This is a genomic window from Nocardia jiangxiensis NBRC 101359, assembly GCF_000308615.1.
Taxonomy (GTDB): Bacteria; Actinomycetota; Actinomycetes; order Mycobacteriales; family Mycobacteriaceae; genus Nocardia; species Nocardia jiangxiensis.
Window position 1 is genome coordinate 125,931 of sequence record NZ_BAGB01000054.1, and the last position, 17,750, is coordinate 143,680.

Annotated in this window: 21 protein-coding genes and 1 pseudogene; 9 read left to right on the plus strand and 13 right to left on the minus strand. The window is 67.9% G+C overall.

Annotation, left to right across the window (positions count from 1 at the left end):
* Positions 1–334 precede the first annotated feature (334 nt).
* Positions 335–982: a maleylpyruvate isomerase family mycothiol-dependent enzyme gene (locus ON40_RS24475; protein ID WP_051193491.1), complete on the minus strand. Its 648-nt coding sequence runs from the start codon at positions 980–982 to the stop codon at positions 335–337.
* A 73-nt stretch (positions 983–1,055) separates the two neighbouring features.
* On the opposite strand from ON40_RS24475, the gene ON40_RS24480 reads away from it, so the two are divergent.
* A complete protein-coding gene (locus ON40_RS24480) occupies positions 1,056–1,994 on the plus strand; it encodes a MerR family transcriptional regulator (protein WP_157186401.1) in 939 nt (312 codons plus the stop codon).
* 85 nt (positions 1,995–2,079) lie between these two features.
* Here ON40_RS24480 and ON40_RS24485 read toward each other — a convergent pair whose 3' ends face one another.
* From ON40_RS24485 to ON40_RS24495, 3 genes are all read right to left on the minus strand, one after another.
* The gene (locus tag ON40_RS24485; RefSeq protein WP_245567968.1) at positions 2,080–2,853 is read right to left on the minus strand and encodes a MerR family transcriptional regulator; all 774 of its coding nucleotides are present in this window, start codon (positions 2,851–2,853) and stop codon (positions 2,080–2,082) included.
* Between the two features lie 77 nt (positions 2,854–2,930).
* The gene (locus ON40_RS24490; protein WP_040826439.1) at positions 2,931–4,061 is read right to left on the minus strand and encodes a serine hydrolase domain-containing protein; all 1,131 of its coding nucleotides are present in this window, start codon (positions 4,059–4,061) and stop codon (positions 2,931–2,933) included.
* Between the two features lie 134 nt (positions 4,062–4,195).
* A complete protein-coding gene (locus ON40_RS24495) occupies positions 4,196–4,402 on the minus strand; it encodes a hypothetical protein (protein ID WP_040826441.1) in 207 nt (68 codons plus the stop codon).
* Positions 4,403–4,600: 198 nt separating this feature from the next.
* On the opposite strand from ON40_RS24495, the gene ON40_RS52060 reads away from it, so the two are divergent.
* Positions 4,601–4,759, plus strand: a complete 159-nt coding sequence (locus ON40_RS52060; protein ID WP_157186402.1) for a hypothetical protein — start codon at positions 4,601–4,603, stop codon at positions 4,757–4,759.
* Positions 4,760–4,847: 88 nt separating this feature from the next.
* On the opposite strand, the gene ON40_RS24500 is transcribed toward ON40_RS52060, so the two are convergent.
* The 4 genes and pseudogenes from ON40_RS24500 to ON40_RS54760 form a co-directional block, all read right to left on the minus strand.
* Positions 4,848–5,804, minus strand: coding sequence for a lysophospholipid acyltransferase family protein (locus ON40_RS24500; RefSeq protein WP_245567969.1), 957 nt, complete (start codon positions 5,802–5,804; stop codon positions 4,848–4,850).
* Between the two features lie 6 nt (positions 5,805–5,810).
* Complete coding sequence (locus ON40_RS24505; protein WP_373281964.1) at positions 5,811–6,665, minus strand: GNAT family N-acetyltransferase; 855 nt, start codon at positions 6,663–6,665, stop codon at positions 5,811–5,813.
* Between the two features lie 191 nt (positions 6,666–6,856).
* Complete coding sequence (locus ON40_RS54755; RefSeq protein ID WP_040826443.1) at positions 6,857–7,069, minus strand: hypothetical protein; 213 nt, start codon at positions 7,067–7,069, stop codon at positions 6,857–6,859.
* 42 nt (positions 7,070–7,111) lie between these two features.
* A pseudogene (locus tag ON40_RS54760) lies at positions 7,112–7,273 on the minus strand (hypothetical protein); the annotation flags it as partial.
* Here ON40_RS54760 and ON40_RS55505 point away from each other — a divergent pair.
* Genes ON40_RS55505 through ON40_RS24520 form a run of 3 tightly spaced genes read left to right on the plus strand, consistent with a single transcriptional unit; the run spans position 7,219 to position 8,017 of the window.
* Complete coding sequence (locus ON40_RS55505) at positions 7,219–7,347, plus strand: hypothetical protein (protein WP_281033061.1); 129 nt, start codon at positions 7,219–7,221, stop codon at positions 7,345–7,347. The pseudogene ON40_RS54760 and the gene ON40_RS55505 sit on opposite strands and share 55 nt — an antisense overlap.
* Positions 7,348–7,349: 2 nt before the next feature.
* Positions 7,350–7,778: a DUF3159 domain-containing protein gene (locus ON40_RS24515; RefSeq protein WP_157186403.1), complete on the plus strand. Its 429-nt coding sequence runs from the start codon at positions 7,350–7,352 to the stop codon at positions 7,776–7,778.
* 17 nt (positions 7,779–7,795) lie between these two features.
* Entirely contained in the window at positions 7,796–8,017 is a 222-nt protein-coding gene (locus tag ON40_RS24520; RefSeq protein WP_040826447.1) for a hypothetical protein, read from the plus strand.
* 88 nt (positions 8,018–8,105) lie between these two features.
* On the opposite strand, the gene ON40_RS48315 is transcribed toward ON40_RS24520, so the two are convergent.
* The 5 genes from ON40_RS48315 to ON40_RS24545 form a co-directional block, all read right to left on the minus strand.
* Positions 8,106–8,984 (minus strand): AIM24 family protein, encoded by an 879-nt coding sequence (locus ON40_RS48315; protein WP_051193493.1) that lies wholly within the window; start codon positions 8,982–8,984, stop codon positions 8,106–8,108.
* Positions 8,985–8,990: 6 nt separating this feature from the next.
* Complete coding sequence (locus ON40_RS24530; RefSeq protein WP_157186404.1) at positions 8,991–9,788, minus strand: AIM24 family protein; 798 nt, start codon at positions 9,786–9,788, stop codon at positions 8,991–8,993.
* An 89-nt stretch (positions 9,789–9,877) separates the two neighbouring features.
* The gene (locus ON40_RS24535) at positions 9,878–11,137 is read right to left on the minus strand and encodes a glycosyltransferase family 4 protein (protein ID WP_040826448.1); all 1,260 of its coding nucleotides are present in this window, start codon (positions 11,135–11,137) and stop codon (positions 9,878–9,880) included.
* Complete coding sequence (locus tag ON40_RS24540) at positions 11,134–12,720, minus strand: 1,4-alpha-glucan branching protein domain-containing protein (RefSeq protein ID WP_040826449.1); 1,587 nt, start codon at positions 12,718–12,720, stop codon at positions 11,134–11,136. Before ON40_RS24540 ends, ON40_RS24535 begins: the two co-directional genes overlap by 4 nt.
* Positions 12,717–13,541, minus strand: a complete 825-nt coding sequence (locus ON40_RS24545; protein WP_051193495.1) for a class I SAM-dependent methyltransferase — start codon at positions 13,539–13,541, stop codon at positions 12,717–12,719. Before ON40_RS24545 ends, ON40_RS24540 begins: the two co-directional genes overlap by 4 nt.
* 192 nt (positions 13,542–13,733) lie before the next feature.
* Between ON40_RS24545 and ON40_RS24550 the strand changes: the two genes are divergently transcribed.
* The 4 genes from ON40_RS24550 (at position 13,734) to ON40_RS24565 (ending at position 17,739) form a co-directional block, all read left to right on the plus strand.
* Positions 13,734–14,519 carry an electron transfer flavoprotein subunit beta/FixA family protein gene (locus tag ON40_RS24550; protein ID WP_040826450.1) on the plus strand — a complete coding sequence of 262 codons (786 nt, stop codon included), beginning with the start codon at positions 13,734–13,736 and terminating at the stop codon, positions 14,517–14,519.
* Positions 14,520–14,554: 35 nt separating this feature from the next.
* A complete protein-coding gene (locus ON40_RS24555) occupies positions 14,555–15,514 on the plus strand; it encodes an electron transfer flavoprotein subunit alpha/FixB family protein (RefSeq protein WP_040826452.1) in 960 nt (319 codons plus the stop codon).
* 324 nt (positions 15,515–15,838) lie between these two features.
* The gene (locus ON40_RS24560; RefSeq protein ID WP_040826454.1) at positions 15,839–17,332 is read left to right on the plus strand and encodes an ATP-binding protein; all 1,494 of its coding nucleotides are present in this window, start codon (positions 15,839–15,841) and stop codon (positions 17,330–17,332) included.
* Complete coding sequence (locus ON40_RS24565; RefSeq protein ID WP_040826456.1) at positions 17,332–17,739, plus strand: roadblock/LC7 domain-containing protein; 408 nt, start codon at positions 17,332–17,334, stop codon at positions 17,737–17,739. Before ON40_RS24560 ends, ON40_RS24565 begins: the two co-directional genes overlap by 1 nt.
* The last annotated feature ends 11 nt before the right edge of the window (positions 17,740–17,750 follow it).

The following is a 17,750-nucleotide window of genomic DNA, read 5'->3' on the forward strand; positions in this document are numbered from 1 at the left end:
CTACACACCGAGGCGCGCACGCCGGACGGCCTCGACCGCCTCTGACGGACCGCTGTCGGTCCCTCGGGGCCGAGCTCCTCGAGCAGATCGACGAGCTGTTCTCGCTCGACGGCGTCGAACAGCGGCGGACATGCCATGTGAAGAGTTCAGCGAGCGCCGAACCGGCGAACTTCGATCGACGCTGAGCCGACTACATCACGTCACCGATATCTCGAGGCCGCCCCGGCGAGCCCACCGCCACCGTGACTCTATTTCGTTGCAGCGGTGGCAGTCTCGCGCGTAGTTCGTCGAGGGTGGCCGAGATGAATCCGGTGCCGATGTTGCCGATGTCAGCTCACCGGGAGGTCCATCGGGCCGCGCCTGCTCCGGCGAGCCGGTCCGCTGCGACGTCACGTCCGGTGAGCACCAGCAGCAAGGCGGTCACGGATCCTTCGATGATCAGCCCGTCGCCGACGGCCCAGTCGGTGTCGGTTGCCGCGAGACGGTAGCCGTCGAATTTCTCGGGCGCGTGGAACGGGGCGCCCGTGTGCCAGATTCGGTCCAGCGCCGATCGCGCGGCGGCAACCGGCACGGTGTGCGCGATTCCGAGCGGTACCGCGATGTCCTGGCCGTGCACGAGCAGATCCATCAGCCGGTCGGTCGGTGTTGTGCCGACCGGCGCGACCCGGGCGCCGATACTCTCGCGCAGCCCGACGAGGAGCTGGGCGCTGGTGCGAGCGTCCGCGTGGCGGATGGCCGTGTCGCGGATCGCGCGGTCGAGGCTGCCGCGGGCGCGTGCCAGATTGAGCAGTAGCCAGCCGATCCTGGGCCGGGCAGACAACACCAGATGTGCGACAACGTCGCGCACCCGCCAGCCGTCGCACAAAGAGGCGTGGCCCCACTCGGCCTCGGGCAGGGCCTCGAGCATTTCGGCCAGGCCCGCGCGCTCGGTGTCCACCGCCCGCCAGATCTGTTCGGTGCTCATCGATGTCGGTCCGGTCATTCGCGTGACTCCCTTTTTCCGGTGGGTGTTCCAGTAGGGTAGGAATTCCAGTCGGGTGGAGGTTCCAGCTATTGTGACTGAGATCACACACCGTGAGGAGCTGGTCGGCACCGGGGAACTGTCCCGGCTGATCGGTGTGCCGGTGCGCACCATCCGCTTCTACTGCGACGAAGGGCTCGTTCAACCCCACCGCAGCTCCGGCGGGCACCGCCTGTTCGATCCGGCTGGCGTGGATCGGCTGCGATCGGTGCGCCGGTTGCGCGCACTCGGGCTCGGTCTGGCCGCGATCTCCGCCGTCCTGGACGGCACGATGTCGATCACCGAAGCTGTAGCCGCCGAACAGGCGGCACTCGACACCGAATTGGGTGCACTGGTGTGGCGGCGAGCGATACTGGCCGCTGCTCAGGATGCACCGCCGGGCGCGCGAGCCACGCGACTGGACCTGCTCGCAACGGTTGGCGATCCACACAGCGCTCACGATGGTCTCGTCACCTTCTGGCAACGGCTGCTGGCCCCCGCATCGGCGAGCGTCTTCGAGGGGTTCGTCGTGATGAACGTCCCGACCCCACCGACCGACCCGACCCCCGAGCAGGTGGTCGCCTACGCCGAACTCGTCGGAACCGCGGCCGATCCCGCACTGGCAGCGGCGATCTCGCGCCAGCTGTGGCGATCGGATCCCGCGAGCGTCCGCCACCCGCGAGAACTTCTGGCCGGAATCTCCGAAGCCTGCGCCATGGTGGAACCCCTGCTCAGCGCCCACGTTCCACCGCGACCAGGACCCGAACTGGACTGTTTCCTCGATGCCCACGCCACCGCGCGGCACGAACTCGACACCCCCCGCTTCCGGCAGCACATCCTCTCTGGCGCTGACGATTTCGATCCTCGCATCCATCGATACTGGGAGCTCACCGGCGAGATCACCGCAACGACCACCGCGGGCGCCGCCCTACAGTGGCTACGACAAGCCCTGGGGCAGTCTCGGCCATCCGAACGGACCGACGGCGAGACCTGACCGCGAGACCGCACAGCCGCTCCAGCGGTGTTTCCGGGTCAGGCCCTGGCCGGTCGCCAATGCGAAGCACGGATGCACGGCGTGGTCAGTGGGAGTCCGGCCCGGGGATGCGGACCCCGGCGGAGCGCAGCTTGGTCTCGACCAGAGCGAGTGCCCGAGCGGCGGCAGATCCCTGCTGTTCGCCGTGGTGCGCGATCAGGTGGTAGCGCGTCCCGGCCTCGGTGCGGGCTTGCATACCGGTCACGATTTTCAGCTGTGCGGGGTTGGCGAGGTAATGCTCGGCCATGGCGGTGGCGAGTTCGTCGATGCGCGGGTCGTCCGGCTGCCAGGCCGCGGCCTCGGCCGCGCCTCGGATCAAGGCGACGTAGCGGGGGTCGTCCAGGGCGTGCTCGAGGTGCGCGAGGTAGTCCTCGAAACCTTCCGGGACCAAGGCTTTTGCCAGCACCCAGCCCTCCCTGGTGGCCGCCACCTCGTCGGCGGGGAAGCCGAGGCCGGGCATCCGCTCCAACAGCGCCACCGCGCGGTCGCCCAGCAGCGCACGGTCACCATCGGCGAGCATGTGCAGCATGTCGCGCCGCGCGATCAACTCCTCGATCCGCGCGGTGAGCTGCCGGTCGACGTCGGCGAGTGCGGCGGCGAACGAGGTGGTGTCGGCATCGAGCATCGGCCCGACCTCGGCCAGCGGCACCCCGGCGGCGGCCAGCGTCCGGACCCGCACCAGCCGCAACAGCTCGGCCGATCCGTACCGCCGGAAACCGGAGCTGTCACGTTCGGGCTCGGCGACCAGGCCGAGCTTGTGATAGTGCCGCACCGTCTTCACCGTGACGCCGACGAATGCCGCCGCCTGCCCGATCGTCACTCCGTTCCGCACCTACCCAGCCTTCCTCACGAACTTTGCGCGAACGTGGACACCGGCGGCGGACGCCGACGAAGTACTCAACCCACCGGCCTAGCCTGATCCGCCTGCCCGGCGCAGAACACCTTTTCGACGAGCTTGCGCTGAGCGTTCCGGAAGGCTGTTGCGATCGAAAGGTCGGCGTCGTCGACACAGTTGAGCGCGGCAGTCAGGGTCTTGCTGCCGTCGGGCGTGCTGTACATCAGCGCCGCGTACCCCGCGGCGGCGCCGTTGTGGCAGATGACGGTGCCACCCTCCGTGGTCAGCACGAAAACTCCCAGGCCGTAATCCATATCCGGGATGCCCGTCGGATGCGGAGTGCACATCTCGGCCAGCAACGGCGCGGGCAGGAGCTTGCCGCCCAACAGCGCGGAGATGAACCGGGCCAGATCCGCGGTGGTCGAGATCATGTCACCACCGGTGCAGACCCAGGAGGGATTCTGCCGGGTGATGTCGATCGTCTGCTGCCGATCGGCGTCCGCGTAGCGGTAGTAGGCGTGGGCGTGCGGCTCGGGGATCTCCGGTGAGGCGTCCGGCAGCACGGTGCCCGACAGACAGAGCGGCCCGATGATCCGCCGCTGCATCTCCTCGGCCAGCGAGCGGCCGGTGACCTTCTCGATCAACAGCCGGGCCAGCACATAGTTGGTGTTCGAATAGCTCCAGCCCGTCCCCGGCTCGAACCGCGCGGGCTCGGACAGCGCCGCCTTCACCAACTCCTCGGGACGGTAGGTGTGGAACCGGTTGTCCAGCCACTGCCTGCCCGTGGCGCCGTAGGGGACGGGGATCGCATGCACGATCGTCCCGTCCGCATCGACCTCGCCGGTGAAGTTGAAGACTCCGCTGGTGTGCTGCAACAACATTCGCACCGTGATCCGACGGTCCAACCCGAACTCGGGCAGATGATCGATCACGGGGGCGTCGAGGGCGATCCTGCCCTCGGCCACCAATTGCAGCACCAGGGTCGCGGTGAAGGTTTTCGTATTGCTGCTGATCCGGACGTGCCCGTCGGTCGGCGGCTTCTCGATACCGCCCAGCTCGGCTACTCCGGCGCTGCCGACCCATTCGCCGTGGTTGTCGCGCACACGCAACGTCACGCCGAGGAAACCGGAATCGACGATCTCCTCGATCGTCCGCAGAATGCGCTCGTCTTGCTCGGAATGGGAGACGGACATGGCGGTGTGCTCCTGAAAACTGTTGTGCCCGGTCGGCGTAGTGCCGCTCGCGACGAGCCTGCACCCTGACCCAGGGTCAACTTCAACAGTGACCTAGCACACAGCCATGGTCCGTCCGGTCCGGCATCGACCTGCTACAACACGTCGCTGATGTCGACGCCGTTCCTGGTCAGCCCCACTTCACCGCCACGTTCGGTGATCGCGCCGAGTACCGGCTCGATGGCTCCGATGAGTTGCCCGAACGCGGGTGCGAACTCTTCGGTCATGGCTGCGGGCACGGTGAAGCGGAGTACGTATTCGGTGGACTGCTCTGCATCGACCGGATCAGGGGACGTGCTCATGGTGCGTCCTCTCGTTCACGAACGGCGGATGTTGCATCGACAGACGGGTATAGCCGGATCGACCCCGAGTCGAAACCTCGGGCTCCGCACAATCCCGCCACACCGGCCGCCCGGCCGCGACATCTCGTCCCTCAATCACGGAGTCGAGTTTCGTGACCCGAGCCGCGGGAAGGTCGTCGGTGTGGGAAGGAGAAAGCCGTGGCCGATCCTCGAGAGACTGACGATCCTCCGCAGAATACCGGCGCACCGAATGCCGTGGAAGCCGATCCGGCGGCTCCGAACAGCGCCGATGCCCTCACCGCGCCGCAACCGGGCCGCACCGGCGCCGGACCGCGGTCACCGGAGCAGATCCGGTGACGTCGCCGCACACCGGCAACTCCCCGCCGCGCCCACTCCGGGCGGTGGCGCGACACCACAGCGGCAGGGCCACTGATCGCTCGACGTCTCAGGCGACCGTGACCGGGTGGTGAATATCGTTGTCCGAGACGATCTTGCGGGTCGGTCCGGTGCCCAGTGCGGTGGCGCGGGCGTCGATGGCGGGGGTTTCGTCGCCGCGGATGGCGCGTTCGCAGCGGCGGGCCAGATCGTGCCGGTCGTCGCCGGCGGATTCGGCTGGCAGCAGGGTGATCTCGGCGACCACGCCGCGGGCGTGCAGGACGCGGCCGACCGAGTCCAGGAAGGTGTCCACACCGACGAAGCCGGGCACGGTGGACAGCTCACCCGTGCGATCGAGGTACCGCACCCGAATCGGCTGTACGGCGGTTCCGGTGTCCACCGCGGCCTGGAACAGCGCCGGGCGCATCCGGCCGTGTGCGCGACCACACCAGGTGGTGCCCTCGGGGAACATCGCGACGCGCTCGCCCGCGGACAGCCGCGCGGCGATCGCGTCGATCACCTCCGGCAGCGCCCGCAACCGTTCCCGCTCGATCGGGATCACCCGCATCAGCCGCGCGAGCGCGCCGAGCACCGGCCAATCGATCAGATCCGCCCGAGCCACGAACCCCATCGGCTGCACCGCGGCCAGCGCAATCACATCGGTCCAACCGACATGCCCCGCCACGGTCAGCAGTGCTTCATCCTCGCCCTCCGCGTTCGCCGAGCCGGAATTCACACCGCGCTCGTCGACGACGCGCAATCCGATTCCGCAGCAACGCAATACGGCTCGGGCGTAGCCACGATGCAGTCCCTTGCGACGGCTGCGCGGAGTGACCAGGTTGACCACCGGGAAGGTGAACAGCAGGCCGAACGCACCCAGTACCCGACCGGCGACGCGCAGCGACCCGACCTCGGCCTCGGTCTCGACGCAACCGGGCACGCAGGGGCTCGACGGCATCCAGGCGTGCACGGCCGCAGCGGGCGGGCACGATAACGCTGCTGATCCCGGAGAAACGAACGCGGGCATCGACATTCACCGTCCATCCATGACCGAGGCCGCCGACTGTAAGCGCTCCAGATACCGGCGGTTGATGGTGTCCAGGCCGAGCAGGACGACGAAGTCCGCGACGGCGAAATCAGGATCGTGCGCAGGCTGACCGCAGATGTCCGCGCCCAGGCGCAGATATCCGCGCAACAGCGGCGGAAGTTTCGGCCGCGCGGGCGGTTCCAGCTCGTCCAGGGTGCGGCCGTCGACCACGACCGGGTTCAGCGGGCGCGCCCACCGCGCCGGATCTCCACCGTGCTTGGCCAGCACCATGTCTCGCACGCCGCGCACATTGACACCGACCGGATCGCCGGGCGCGTCCTGCATGGGCACCGACGCGCAGCCCATCACCCAGTCGTAACCGGTGAGCTGGATGTAGTGCAGGATGCCCGCCCACATCAGCGTCACCACCGAGCCGTTGCGGTGGTCGGGCACCACGCACGCCCGGCCCATCTCCACGATGCGCTGACCTTCGGGATTCATTGCGCTGAGGTCGAATTCGGTGGCGGTGTAGTAGCCGCCCGCGGCGGCGACCTTGTCCGGCGGCAGCATCCGGTAGCAGCCGACGAACTGATCGGTCAGCTCGTCGCGCACGAGCAGGTGGTCGCAGTGGTCGTCGAACGAGTCCGCGTCCAGGCCGTCGGCCCGCTCGGGAATGCGGAATCCGGGTTCCCCGGCGAAGACCTGGTAGCGCAACCGCTGTGCGGCGATGCGGTGCTCGGCGTCGGAGGACACCACCAGCGAGTACTGTGGGCGGCCGTCTCCGGCGGCCGCGCTGCGCACCGGCGCGGGCGAAACCGCGGCGGGTGCGGACTCGGGTGAGAGCAGGGCGGGATCTGACACTGCCTTTATCGCCATGATCCGATGAAGCCAGCCCGAATCGGCCCTGAAGCATCCGCCGAGTGTCGCCCCGATGCCAGTCCGGTGAACGAGACGAGCATCACACCCGACGTTCACCGCGAGGTCGTGTCCAGTTCGCCCAGATTACGAAGTGCGCCGCTACTCGAAACGAATCCGTCACTTCCGCAGGTGTTTCAACTCTCGATCGTATCCGCGAAGCCGGGCTCCCCGATCCGCCGGGTGTTGCTCCGGAGAATCTCCGTGACGCGCTCCACCCAGTCCGCGATCGCCGCCCACTCCTTCGCGCTGTACCGACCCGTCAGCCCGGCCATGTCCTGCCCGAAGGGCACGAACACCGCGGTGAGCAGTGCGTCGACACGAGCGTTCGGGATCAGCTCGACCAGCACCTTGCGACGATCCCCCGGATCGCGCGTGCGGCGCGCGTACCCGGCCTTCTCCAGGCGATCGACCAGTCCGGTGACCGCCCCGGTGGTCAGGCCGGTCCCAGGACCGACAGCGTATCCAGATGAGACGATCCGAAGGGGGGACCCGATCCATGTCCGAACCCGATAAACGCACCAAGGCGATCTGGCTGGCGGCCGCAGTGGCAAACCTCGCCGCGGACATGCTGCTGCCGACGCTGACCTGGCCCGCGGTTCGTTCTACCTCGTCGTCTTCGGGGTGATCGTGCTGGCCTCGACCTGGACCGACCGGCCGATGATGCAGGTGGCACTGAAGCCCGTTGCAACGCAAGGCGATCCACTGCGCACTGCGGCATACGACCGGCTCTGGGCGAGTTCGAAGCGATTCCGCGTGATCTACCGGACGGTCAACGGCTCGCTGGGAATGGTTCTGCTGGCCGACGCGGCCCTGCGAATCGTCGTGATCTACAGCTTCTCATCCGGGCAGATCGCGCAATCCGGACTCATTTCCCAGCTGCCGTTCGTGGTGCTGATCGCCGCGTGGTTCCTGATCAATCGGGGGCTGCTGGTATGGCGCGCCCGCCGCATGCTGGACGCGGAATGTGATGTGGCTCAGGGCACGGAAAAGAAACTGTTCCCACCGGCCGGCGATTCATATACTCGAATGTCGTCGGCCGTCCGGCCGACCGGGTAAAAAGGGACAAATACGAAATGAAACGTGTTTTCGTTGGCGCCGCAGTAACTCTCGCCCTCGTAGCGGGCGGCAGCACAGTCGCCGCGGCCACCGCGAGCGCGCAGACGGTACCGGCTCCGATCGCCAGCACCGGGTCCGCCAATGGAGCGGGGACGACCGGCATCCTGCAGACGCTGCTCGCGGGCAAGGTCGGCTGCTTGCTGGGCGGCCTGTTCGGGACCACTCTGCCCAACTGCTGATCTGCCCGAAAAACGATCGGGTACACCATGATTCGCGCCCGTCCGGCAACAGCCGGGCGGGCACGACGGTTATCCGGAAGCGCGAGGCTCACCAACGCCGCACGGTCGCCTGCGAATGCGAGCGGATCGCCTCGGACTCCTCCTCGGGCACGTAAACCGATTGCACCGCAACACGTCCCGGCCCGACCAGCCGCAACCAGATACTGCGATAACTGAAACTGCGCCACCAGCCCAGCCCGCGAGTATGCGGATACTCCAGGTGCAGATGCGCGGTCACCGACAGGTCCCGATACAGCAGCGCAGAAGGTTTGACCAACAGACTCTGCCCCGGCGCGAGATCCCGGATGAAGGTATTGCCCGGTGCGTGCAACAACAGCAGGCCGGGACCGCTCTGCGCGCTGAAGATATCGCCGAACATGCCGAGCGGATAATGCGTCTTGCGATCATCGCCGCTACCGGTGACGAACCAGACGTTGTTGTTGGACCAGTCGTAGGCGATATTGCCGCTGGCCACCAGGAATCGGTGCTCGCGCACCCACATCTGCTGATTGGGCGCCAGCGGCAGCACCACGACATCCCCGGCGTGCGTACCGGACAGCGCGATGTGGCCGGGCCCGCGGCCGGTCATCATGATCAGCGGCAGCCCGCCCATCATCCGCCGCCACGCGCCCTTGAGGCTCATCCGGTCCAACTGCGCGGCCGGATCGACCCAGAGCAGATTATGATGGGAGAAGTAGATCCAATCACCCTGTGCCAGAGCGAAATCCGCGGCCGGAACCAGCGTTCCCTCGATCTGGCAGCGGGATTGGCCGAACTGGATGCGGGTCATATCGCGGATCGCGGGCTGCTTGGTCCAGCCCGACGCGCTGACCGCAGCCCGGATATCCACCGGCGCACCGCAATTCGGGCAGGTGCTGGCGTTCGGATCGCTCGCCTGACGACAGAACAGGCAGGTGTACGCGTTCATCGCGGCCTACCCGGACCGGTGGTGGACGTACATCGACTGGATGCCGACCCGGCCCGGCCCGGTCATCTCGGCCAGATACATCCGGCCGAACAAACCGACCTTGATGTTCTGCGGCACCGCCTGCATCTGCACGGTCGCGTCCTTGTAGAGGAATCCGCCCGGTTCGACCAGGATCTTCTCCCCCGGACGCAGATTCCGCTCGAAGACGTTGCCGTACCCGTGCAACATCAGCAGCCCCGGATAGCCCTGGGTGATGAACCGGTCCATGTACATGCCGTTGCCGCCGTGCAGGATATTGGCCAGGCCCTTGATCCGCACGAACGAATAGTTGATGCTGCCCGAGGCGAGCAGGAACCCGTGCTCGCGCACATCGAGTTCCATCCCCGGATGCATCGGCAGCACCACCAGCTCGCCCGGCGAATCCCTGGAGAACGCGATACGCCCCGGCCCCTGGGACACCGTGACGACGTGCGGCATACCGGCCAGCGACCGTTTCATCCCGCCGCCGGTGTTGAGCGCGAAGATCGGGACGGCCTCGTCCTTCCACAACATCACGTGATGCTCGTAGTAGACCTGATCCCCTGGCCCGAGCGCGATCTCGGCCACCGGCACGAGCTCACCCTCGACCTGGCAGACGCTGTTGCCGAACCGGAATTCGGTCATGTCCCGCAGCCGCGGGGCCTCCCGCCAGCCCGAATCGCTGACCTTGTTCGCCTCGTCCAGCGGCGCACCGCAACTGGGGCAGGTATGCCCCGTACCGGGCGGCGTCTGCACCCCGCACCAGTCGCACTGCAGCTTGTCCACAGCCGAATCCTCCCCGTGCGCAACCGGTCCGCGACCGTCCATCGAAAACGAGTAGAACGTAGCACCCGGCCGCTGATCCTTCGAGTGCGTTACTCCGAGTTCGGATCCCGCTCCGGCAGCGGCCGTTCGACGACGACCGGACGTCCCATCGGATTGCGTACCCGGCGCTTGGCGGCCTGATAGACCAGGATCGTCTCGGCCGCAACCACATCCCAGGCGAAGTCGGCGGTGAGCCGCTCCCGCGCGGCGAACGCGCGGTCCTGCGCGGCGCGCGGATCGTCCAGCACCGCGCACGCCGCCTCGACCAGGCCGGACACGTCCGCGGGAGCGAAGGACGCACCCGTCACACCGTCCACGACCAACTCGCCGAGCCCGCCCGCATTCGAGGTGACCAGCGGGATACCCGCCGCGGCCGCCTCCAGCGCGACGATGCCGAAAGGCTCGTAGCGGCTGGGCAATACGACCGCGTCGGCGCCGTGCAGCCAGCCCAGCAGCTCCTCGTGATCGAGACGGCCGACGAAATTCACCGCCCGCGCCACCCGATGCACCCGGGCGCGCTCACGCAACCACTCGAACTGGGTGCCCACACCGGCGACGGTCAGCGTCGTGCCCGGATGCGCACGCCGGATCCGGGGCAGCGCCGCGATCGCGTCCTGCACGCCCTTCTCGTACTCCAACCGCCCGACGTACAGCAGCCGAGGCGGGCCCGAGCGCGGACCCCGAGCGCGAAAAGGCCAGGCCCCCACATCAATTCCGTTGCGGATCACCCGCAGCGGCACCCGCTCGGGGTGATAGAGCCGCTCCACCTCGTCCTGCATCGAGGCCGAACACGTGATGAGCGCATCGGATTCGTTGGCCAGCCACCACTCCACCGAGTGCACCTGCCGGTTGACCCGGCCGGACACCCAGCCGCTGTGCCGTCCGGCCTCGGTGGCGTGGATGGTGGAAACCAGTGGTACGTCGAAGTATTCGGCCAGGGCGATGGCCGGATGCGCGACCAGCCAGTCGTGCGCGTGCACCACGTCGGGCGTCCACCCCTCGGCGATGCCCGGCTTGCTCAGGGCCACGCCCGCGCGCACCATCGCATGCCCCATCGCCAGGGTCCAGGCGAGCATGTCCTCACCGAAGTCGAAGGCGGGAGGATCCTCCGCCACCGCGACGACCAGGACCCGGTCCTCGATATAGGTGTGCGTGGGGTGGGTGGAGGCATCGGTGCCCATCGGACGACGGGCCAGCACGACGACCTCGTGTCCGGCGACGGCCAATTCGGTGGCCAGGTGATGTACGTGGCGGCCCAGGCCGCCGACCACGACCGGTGGGTACTCCCACGACACCATCAAGATCTTCATGCTGGTCCTCTGTGTTCGATGTGGCCGCCCGCCGAGGGTGCCATCGATGCCGCAGGGCCCAGCCGCCGCGCGTCCAACGCGGGAAAGAGTCCGTCGGCCGCATACCATCCTGCCGCCAGATCACGCGCCTTGGCCAGTTGCCCGCCCAACACCGCCGCGGCGATCTCCCGCACCGCGTGCGCATGCCGATGCGCGCGATCGCGGGCATATCCGGCGGCGGAGTCCTTACTGACCATGAACGCCCAGTCGCTGGACACCGCCAGCACGACCTCGCGCAGCAGCTGATCGGCGACGCGATCGCGCACCTGCACACCGCCCGCTTCCGCGCGCATCTTGTCCAGCGTCTCCAGGGTGAAGCGCACGATCTCGGCATTGAGCTCGACCAGATCGCGCACCTTATCCCCGGCCCACACCCGCCAGTCCTTACCCGAACCCCAGGACGAGTCCGCGAGCTGAACCGGTTGTCCCACATAGCTGTTCGCGCGGGCGTCGGCCAGCGTGCCGACGGTGACGCCGGCCTCGGGCAGTGCACGCAGCACCTGTTCGAGCCACTGTGGACCCTCGTGCCACCAGTGCCCGAACAGCTCGGTGTCGAACGCGGCCACCACCAGCGCCGGACGTCCGATGCGCGCGGATTCGGCGATCAGGCGCTCGCGCACGGTCGCCACGAAGTCGGCCACGTCGCGCCGCACCGCCGCGGCCGCGAGTTCCGGATCGTACGGCGCCTTGTCCGGGCCTTCGACCTGTTTACCGGTCACCCTTGCGGGTTTGAGGCCGGTGGCGTGGTCGTAATGATGGAAGTCGCGGTACGCGCCGTGCCCCGGATATCCCGACTTCGGCGACCAGACGCGGTAACTCACCTGCAGGTCCCGGCCGAAGGCCAGCACATCCGAATCCCGCACCGGCCGACCGAGAGTCGTGTCACCGCGCAGGGCCGGGCCGTCGACCATGAAGTGCGTCACACCCGCGGCAGCGTATTCCGTTTCCATGCCCGGGGTGAATCCGCATTCGGGAGCCCAGATGCCCGCGGGGGTGTGCCCCCAGCGGTGCTGCGCGTCGGCCAGGCCCTCGGCGAGTTCGAAGGTGCGCAGCCGCGGATCCAGCAGCGGCTGGAACGGATGCGACAGCGGCCCGCCGAGCAGCTCGATCGTCCCGGCGGCGATCAGCTCCCGCCACACCGGCGAACCACCGTGCCGCCAGCGCTGTTCGAAATCGGCCAGCGCGGCCGCGGCGAGGCCGTGTTCGTGACGGCCGAGCGCGACGTTCCCGGCCATCGCGGCCTCGTCGGCACGCAACTGCCAGTTGCCGAGCCAGTGATGCATTCCGGCCAGGGCGTGCGGATCGTCCAGCTGAGCAGCCAGCACCGGCGTGATGCCCAGGCTCAGCAGATTCGAACGTCCCTCGGCGGCAAGGGTTCTCAACACTCGCGCCACGGGCAGATAGGACGCGGCCCAGGACTGGTACAGCCACTCCTCGCCCACCGGCCAGCGCCCGTGATGGGCCAGCCAGGGCAGATGTGAGTGCAACACCAGGGTGAACTGCCCCGGCACCGCCCGCGTCTCGGCGTCGGATACGCCGGTCACGGCTTCACCGCGATCGCGACCAGGTCCAGGCTCGCATCGATGCGCGGATCCCACACTCCGCCGAAACCTTCCGGCCCGCGGTCCGCCGGGGTGATGTCCAGGGCGAAATCCGCACTGCGGACCGCGGCGACGTCGGCGGCCAGATCGACGGGCCAGGGCTCACCGGCGAGCGCGCGCTCGATCTGCGCGTCGATGATCGATCCGCCCCACTTCCGGTCCAGCGCAACGATTTCGGGACCGTGGTGCACACCGGTCATCACCTCGAGCCGAAAACCCGCCTCCGCCAACAGTTCCGCCATCTCCGAGGCGGCGAGCTCGCGGGTGTGGAAGGGGTTCAGCGGCGTATCGCGTCCGGGCGAGAAGGTGATCCGATTCGGCGTGCTGATCAGCAGCTCACCGCCGGGACGCAGCACCCGCAGACATTCGCGCAGGAACTGCCCCTGATCCCAAAGGTGTTCGATCACCTGGAAATTCACCACCACGTCGACCGAATCGTCGTCGAGCGGCAGCTCGGCCAGATTCCCCTGGAGCATCTCCACCCGGGGATAGGCCGCGCGCACGTGCTCGACCGCGCTCGCGTCGTAGTCCAGGCCGATCACCCGCGCGGCGACACCGGCGATCATGTTCGCACCGTATCCCTCACCGGATCCGGCCTCGAGCACGGTGCGACCGACGCAGCGCGAAAGCACTCGCAGATAGGCGATCTCGTGACGACGGAACCAGTAGTTCTCCTCCGGAATGCCCGGCACGGTCCGTTCACCGGTCAGCGGTAACGGGTCCACCACACTGGCTTCCTCAGGGGAGAAAACGGCCTCACTCATTCAACAGACGTTAGCGGTTGCCTGTATCACACCGACGCTCGGAGGTGTCGATGCAGAACATCACACCGTAAGTTACCCATGAGTAACTTAACGTAGGGTAATGTCCCGAATCGAGCTACTTTCCGTGGACGTACGGCCCTCGTGCGACCCCACTTTCACGTGTCCACCAGAACAGGAGGTCGACGAAGACCAATGCCGAACATCGTCGTACTGATCAAGCAGGTTCCCGACACCTGGTCCGAGCGCAAGCTGACCGATGGTGACTACACCCTCGACCGGGAGGCCGCCGACGCCATCCTGGACGAGATCAACGAGCGTGCCGTCGAAGAGGCCCTGCTGATCAAGGAAGCGCAGGGCGGCGAGGTGACGGTCCTGGCCATGGGCCCCGAGCGTGCCACCGAGGCCATCCGCAAGGCGCTGTCCATGGGCGCCGACAAGGCGATTCACGTCAAGGACGACGCGATCCACGGCTCGGACGCCGTGCAGACCGCTTACGTTCTGGCCGCCGCGCTGGGGCAGGTCGAGGGTGTCGAGTTGGTCATCGCCGGTAACGAGGCCACCGACGGCCGCAGCGGCGCGGTGCCCGCGATCATCGCCGAGTACATCGGCATCCCGCAGCTGACGCACCTGCGCAAGCTGACCGTCGACGGCGAGAAGATCACCGGCGAGCGCGAGACCGACGAGGGCGTGTTCAAGCTCGAGGCCAGCCTGCCCGCCATCGTCTCGGTCACCGAGAAGATCAACGAGCCGCGCTTCCCCTCCTTCAAGGGCATCATGGCCGCGAAGAAGAAGGAAGTGCAGACCTTCACCCTGGCCGACCTGGGCGTGGATCCCGCCACCGTCGGCGTGGCCAACGCGGGCTCCGCGGTCACCGGTGTCACCCCCAAGCCGCCGCGCACGGCGGGCGAGAAGATCGTCGACGAGGGCGAGGGCGGTAACCAGATCTCCGCCTACCTGGTCGGCCAGAAGATCATCTGATACCGCCCCCGAGCAACTCCCAGGAGAAGAGAACAATGGCAGAAGTACTCGTGCTCGTGGAGCACGCCGACGGTGCGGTCAAGAAGGTCAGCACCGAACTCCTCACCGCCGCCCGCACACTGGGCACCCCGGCCGCGGTCGTGCTCGGCCCGGCCGGCACCGGTGACAAGCTCGCCGACGCGCTCGCCGCGGCCGGCGCCGAGAAGATCTACGTCGCCGAGTCCGACGACGTGGACGGCTTCCTGGTCACCCCGAAGGTCGACGTGCTGGCCGGTCTGAGCGAATCGGCCGCCCCGGCAGCCGTTCTGGTCGCCGCCTCCGCCGAGGGCAAGGAGGTGTCGGGGCGCCTGGCCGCCCGCATCGGTTCGGGCCTGCTCACCGACGTCATCGACGTGAAGTCGGACGGCACGGTCACGCACTCCATCTTCGGTGGCGCGTTCACCGTGGACGCCAAGGCCACCGGCGACGTGCCGGTGATCTCGGTGCGTCCGGGCGCGATCGAGGCCGCCCCGCAGGCCGGCGCCGGCGAGAAGGTGACCGTCGAGGTTCCCGCGCAGGAAGAGGGCGTCACCAAGGTGACCTCCCGCGAGCCCGTGGTCGGCGGCGACCGGCCGGAGCTCACCGAGGCCACCATCGTGGTCTCCGGTGGCCGCGGCGTCGGCAGCGAGGACAACTTCCACAAGGTCATCGAGCCGCTCGCCGATGCGCTCGGCGCGGCGGTGGGCGCCTCGCGCGCCGCGGTCGACTCGGGTTACTACCCGGGTCAGTTCCAGGTCGGCCAGACCGGTAAGACGGTCTCCCCGCAGCTGTACGTCGCGCTGGGCATTTCCGGCGCCATCCAGCACCGCGCGGGCATGCAGACCTCGAAGACCATCGTCGCGGTCAACAAGGACGAGGAAGCCCCGATCTTCGAGATCAGCGATTACGGCATCGTGGGCGACCTGTTCAATGTCGCCCCGCAGCTGACCGAAGCGGTCAAGACCCACAAGGGCTAGCCCGTTCGAACCTGCACTACTGTGGCCCCGGCTGGAAACAGCCGGGGCCACTGTTGTTTTCGATCACAAGAGTTTGTAACGGTTCGGTCGCTGTCATCCTGAAATGCTGCTAATGTTGGCCCGCGTCGGGTTACGGGAGTGGTCTGGTCCCGCATCGGCGTTGCCGTCGCGAGATCGCCTGTCCCGGCGGCATTTCGAGCATTCAAGGGCAGGCTTGCGCCTGCCCGGTTCCAGAAGTTGACAGGCATGATCCGGTCGCGGGCAAGACGCGACCGACGAGCTGAGGAAGGCGAGGCGGCCGGACACCCGGCAAGAGGAAACCTGATGAATCAATCTACTGCCGTGACGATTTCGTGGATCCTCGCCGTGGTGCTCCTCCTGGCCGTCTGCGCGGCGGTCTACGCGGTCTACTATGCGGCCCAGCAGCGCGCACGCGCCGAGACCGCTGCCCGCGAGGTCACCTCGCGCGAGGACGAGCTCGAGTATTTCGTCACCACGACGATGCCCTTCGCGGTCGAGTCCACAAGACATTCGGACAGCCAGGTGGAACTACCCACCGGCAACGAGCGCTTCCCCCGCCTGCTGCGCGGGCTGGCCGAGCGCTACATCTCGGATCTGCACATGGTGCAGGCCGAGACCCGCGACCGAACCCGTCATGAGACGGAATTCGAAGCGCAGCAAGCAATTTCGCAAGCCGAGACCGCCGGGCGGGCCGAGATCGAGGCCGCCCGCGCGGAAGCGGACAAGGTCCGCAACGACGTCCAGGCCGGTGCGCACGAGGCCACCAGTGCCGCGGTGCGCTCGTTCGGCACGTCGGTGGTGAGCCTGGGCGCCGACGTCGGCCAGGTGGTCAGCGACGCGCTGCGCCGCCACCGCGGCGACGAGGTCTACGAGACGCTCTCCCGCATCGACCACAACGTTCAGCAGATGATCCGTCAGGCGCAGTCCTACGTGATCGTCTGTGGTGGTCTGCCCGGTCGCCGCTGGCCCCAGCAGTCGCTGACCGACATCGTCGGCGGCGCCATCGGCCGTGTGCGTGACTACACCCGCGTCCGGCCCGGGCAGCTCGACCGGGTGGTGATCAGCCGTGCGGTCGAGCCGCTGGTGCACACCCTGGCCACCCTGCTGGACAACGCGCTGCGCTACTCGCCGCCGACCTCCTTCGTGGACGTCAGCTTCCAGGAAGGCCATCACGGCGTCACGATCATCATCGACGACGCCGGTGTGCGGATGAACGCCGAGCAGATGGAAGAGGCTCGGCAGATCCTGGCCGGAGAGCGCGCCGTGGACATCCACCAGCTCGGCCCCGCACCCCGAGTCGGTCTGCCCGGTATCGCCGCCCTGGCCCGACGCTACGGCTTCAGCGTCTACGTCGATGGCCCCAACGCGTACGGGGGTATGCGCGCCATGGTATTCGTTCCCGAAACCCTGCTCACCGAACGCAAGAGCACCGATCAGCCCGCCGTGGATCCGGCGGTGCCGACGGTGTCCGCCCCCGTACCCGTGGAACCCGTTGCGGCGCAACCGAATCCGCCGATGCCCGCACCCGCCCAGATCAGGGAGCCGGAGCCGGTGTCGATGCAGGATCCGGAGCCCGTCACCACCTCGACCGTGCACGAGATCACCCCGGGCGGCCTGCCGCGCCGCCGTCGCCGGACCGTTTCGGTCTCCAGCGTGGCGCGACTGGCCAGCGCCGAGGACGGCACCGTCTCCGAAACCACCGCGCTGCCCCGCCCCGAGATCGCGACCGCGTGGCACAGCGGTTCCCAGAGCGGCCGCGCCGCATTCGACGAACACAGCGAAGGGATGACATCCTGATGGGCACACCCGGTACAGCCGTCACAGACGGCAACAAACTGGCCTGGATGCTCGACGATCTCCACGTTCCCGGCGTTCGCTTCGCCGTCCTGCTCTCCGAAGACGGTCTGCGCATCGCCCACGTCGGCGCCATCAGCCTCGACGACGCCGAGCGTTTCGCCGCCGCGTCCTCCGGGCTACGTTCGCTGGGCAAGGCCCTGGGCGAATTCTGCGGTACGGCAAATGCGGTGCGGCAGAACATGACCGAGTACGACGACGGGATGATCTTCATCACCGCGGCCGGTGAGGGTGCCCTGATCGGCGTGTCGACCACCAGCGAGGTCGACGTCAGCATGGTTGCCCACAGGATGAACGAACTCGCCGGTCGGGTCGGCCGGGAGCTCGGTAGCCTTCCGCGCCAGCACTAGCGGCCGGTGAC

Excerpts from the sequence above, each read along its gene's own strand:
- ON40_RS24475 (WP_051193491.1), bottom strand. The coding sequence starts at position 982 with ATGACCGGACCGACATCGATGAGCACCGAACAGATCTGGCGGGCGGTG.
- ON40_RS24490 (WP_040826439.1), bottom strand. The coding sequence starts at position 4,061 with ATGTCCGTCTCCCATTCCGAGCAAGACGAGCGCATTCTGCGGACGATC.
- ON40_RS24495 (WP_040826441.1), bottom strand. The coding sequence starts at position 4,402 with ATGAGCACGTCCCCTGATCCGGTCGATGCAGAGCAGTCCACCGAATAC.
- ON40_RS24500 (WP_245567969.1), bottom strand. The coding sequence starts at position 5,804 with ATGCCCGCGTTCGTTTCTCCGGGATCAGCAGCGTTATCGTGCCCGCCC.
- ON40_RS55505 (WP_281033061.1), top strand. The coding sequence starts at position 7,219 with ATGTCCGAACCCGATAAACGCACCAAGGCGATCTGGCTGGCGGCCGCA.
- ON40_RS24520 (WP_040826447.1), top strand. The coding sequence starts at position 7,796 with ATGAAACGTGTTTTCGTTGGCGCCGCAGTAACTCTCGCCCTCGTAGCG.
- ON40_RS48315 (WP_051193493.1), bottom strand. The coding sequence starts at position 8,984 with ATGAACGCGTACACCTGCCTGTTCTGTCGTCAGGCGAGCGATCCGAAC.
- ON40_RS24535 (WP_040826448.1), bottom strand. The coding sequence starts at position 11,137 with ATGAAGATCTTGATGGTGTCGTGGGAGTACCCACCGGTCGTGGTCGGC.
- ON40_RS24545 (WP_051193495.1), bottom strand. The coding sequence starts at position 13,541 with ATGAGTGAGGCCGTTTTCTCCCCTGAGGAAGCCAGTGTGGTGGACCCG.
- ON40_RS24550 (WP_040826450.1), top strand. The coding sequence starts at position 13,734 with ATGCCGAACATCGTCGTACTGATCAAGCAGGTTCCCGACACCTGGTCC.
- ON40_RS24555 (WP_040826452.1), top strand. The coding sequence starts at position 14,555 with ATGGCAGAAGTACTCGTGCTCGTGGAGCACGCCGACGGTGCGGTCAAG.
- ON40_RS24560 (WP_040826454.1), top strand. The coding sequence starts at position 15,839 with ATGAATCAATCTACTGCCGTGACGATTTCGTGGATCCTCGCCGTGGTG.
- ON40_RS24565 (WP_040826456.1), top strand. The coding sequence starts at position 17,332 with ATGGGCACACCCGGTACAGCCGTCACAGACGGCAACAAACTGGCCTGG.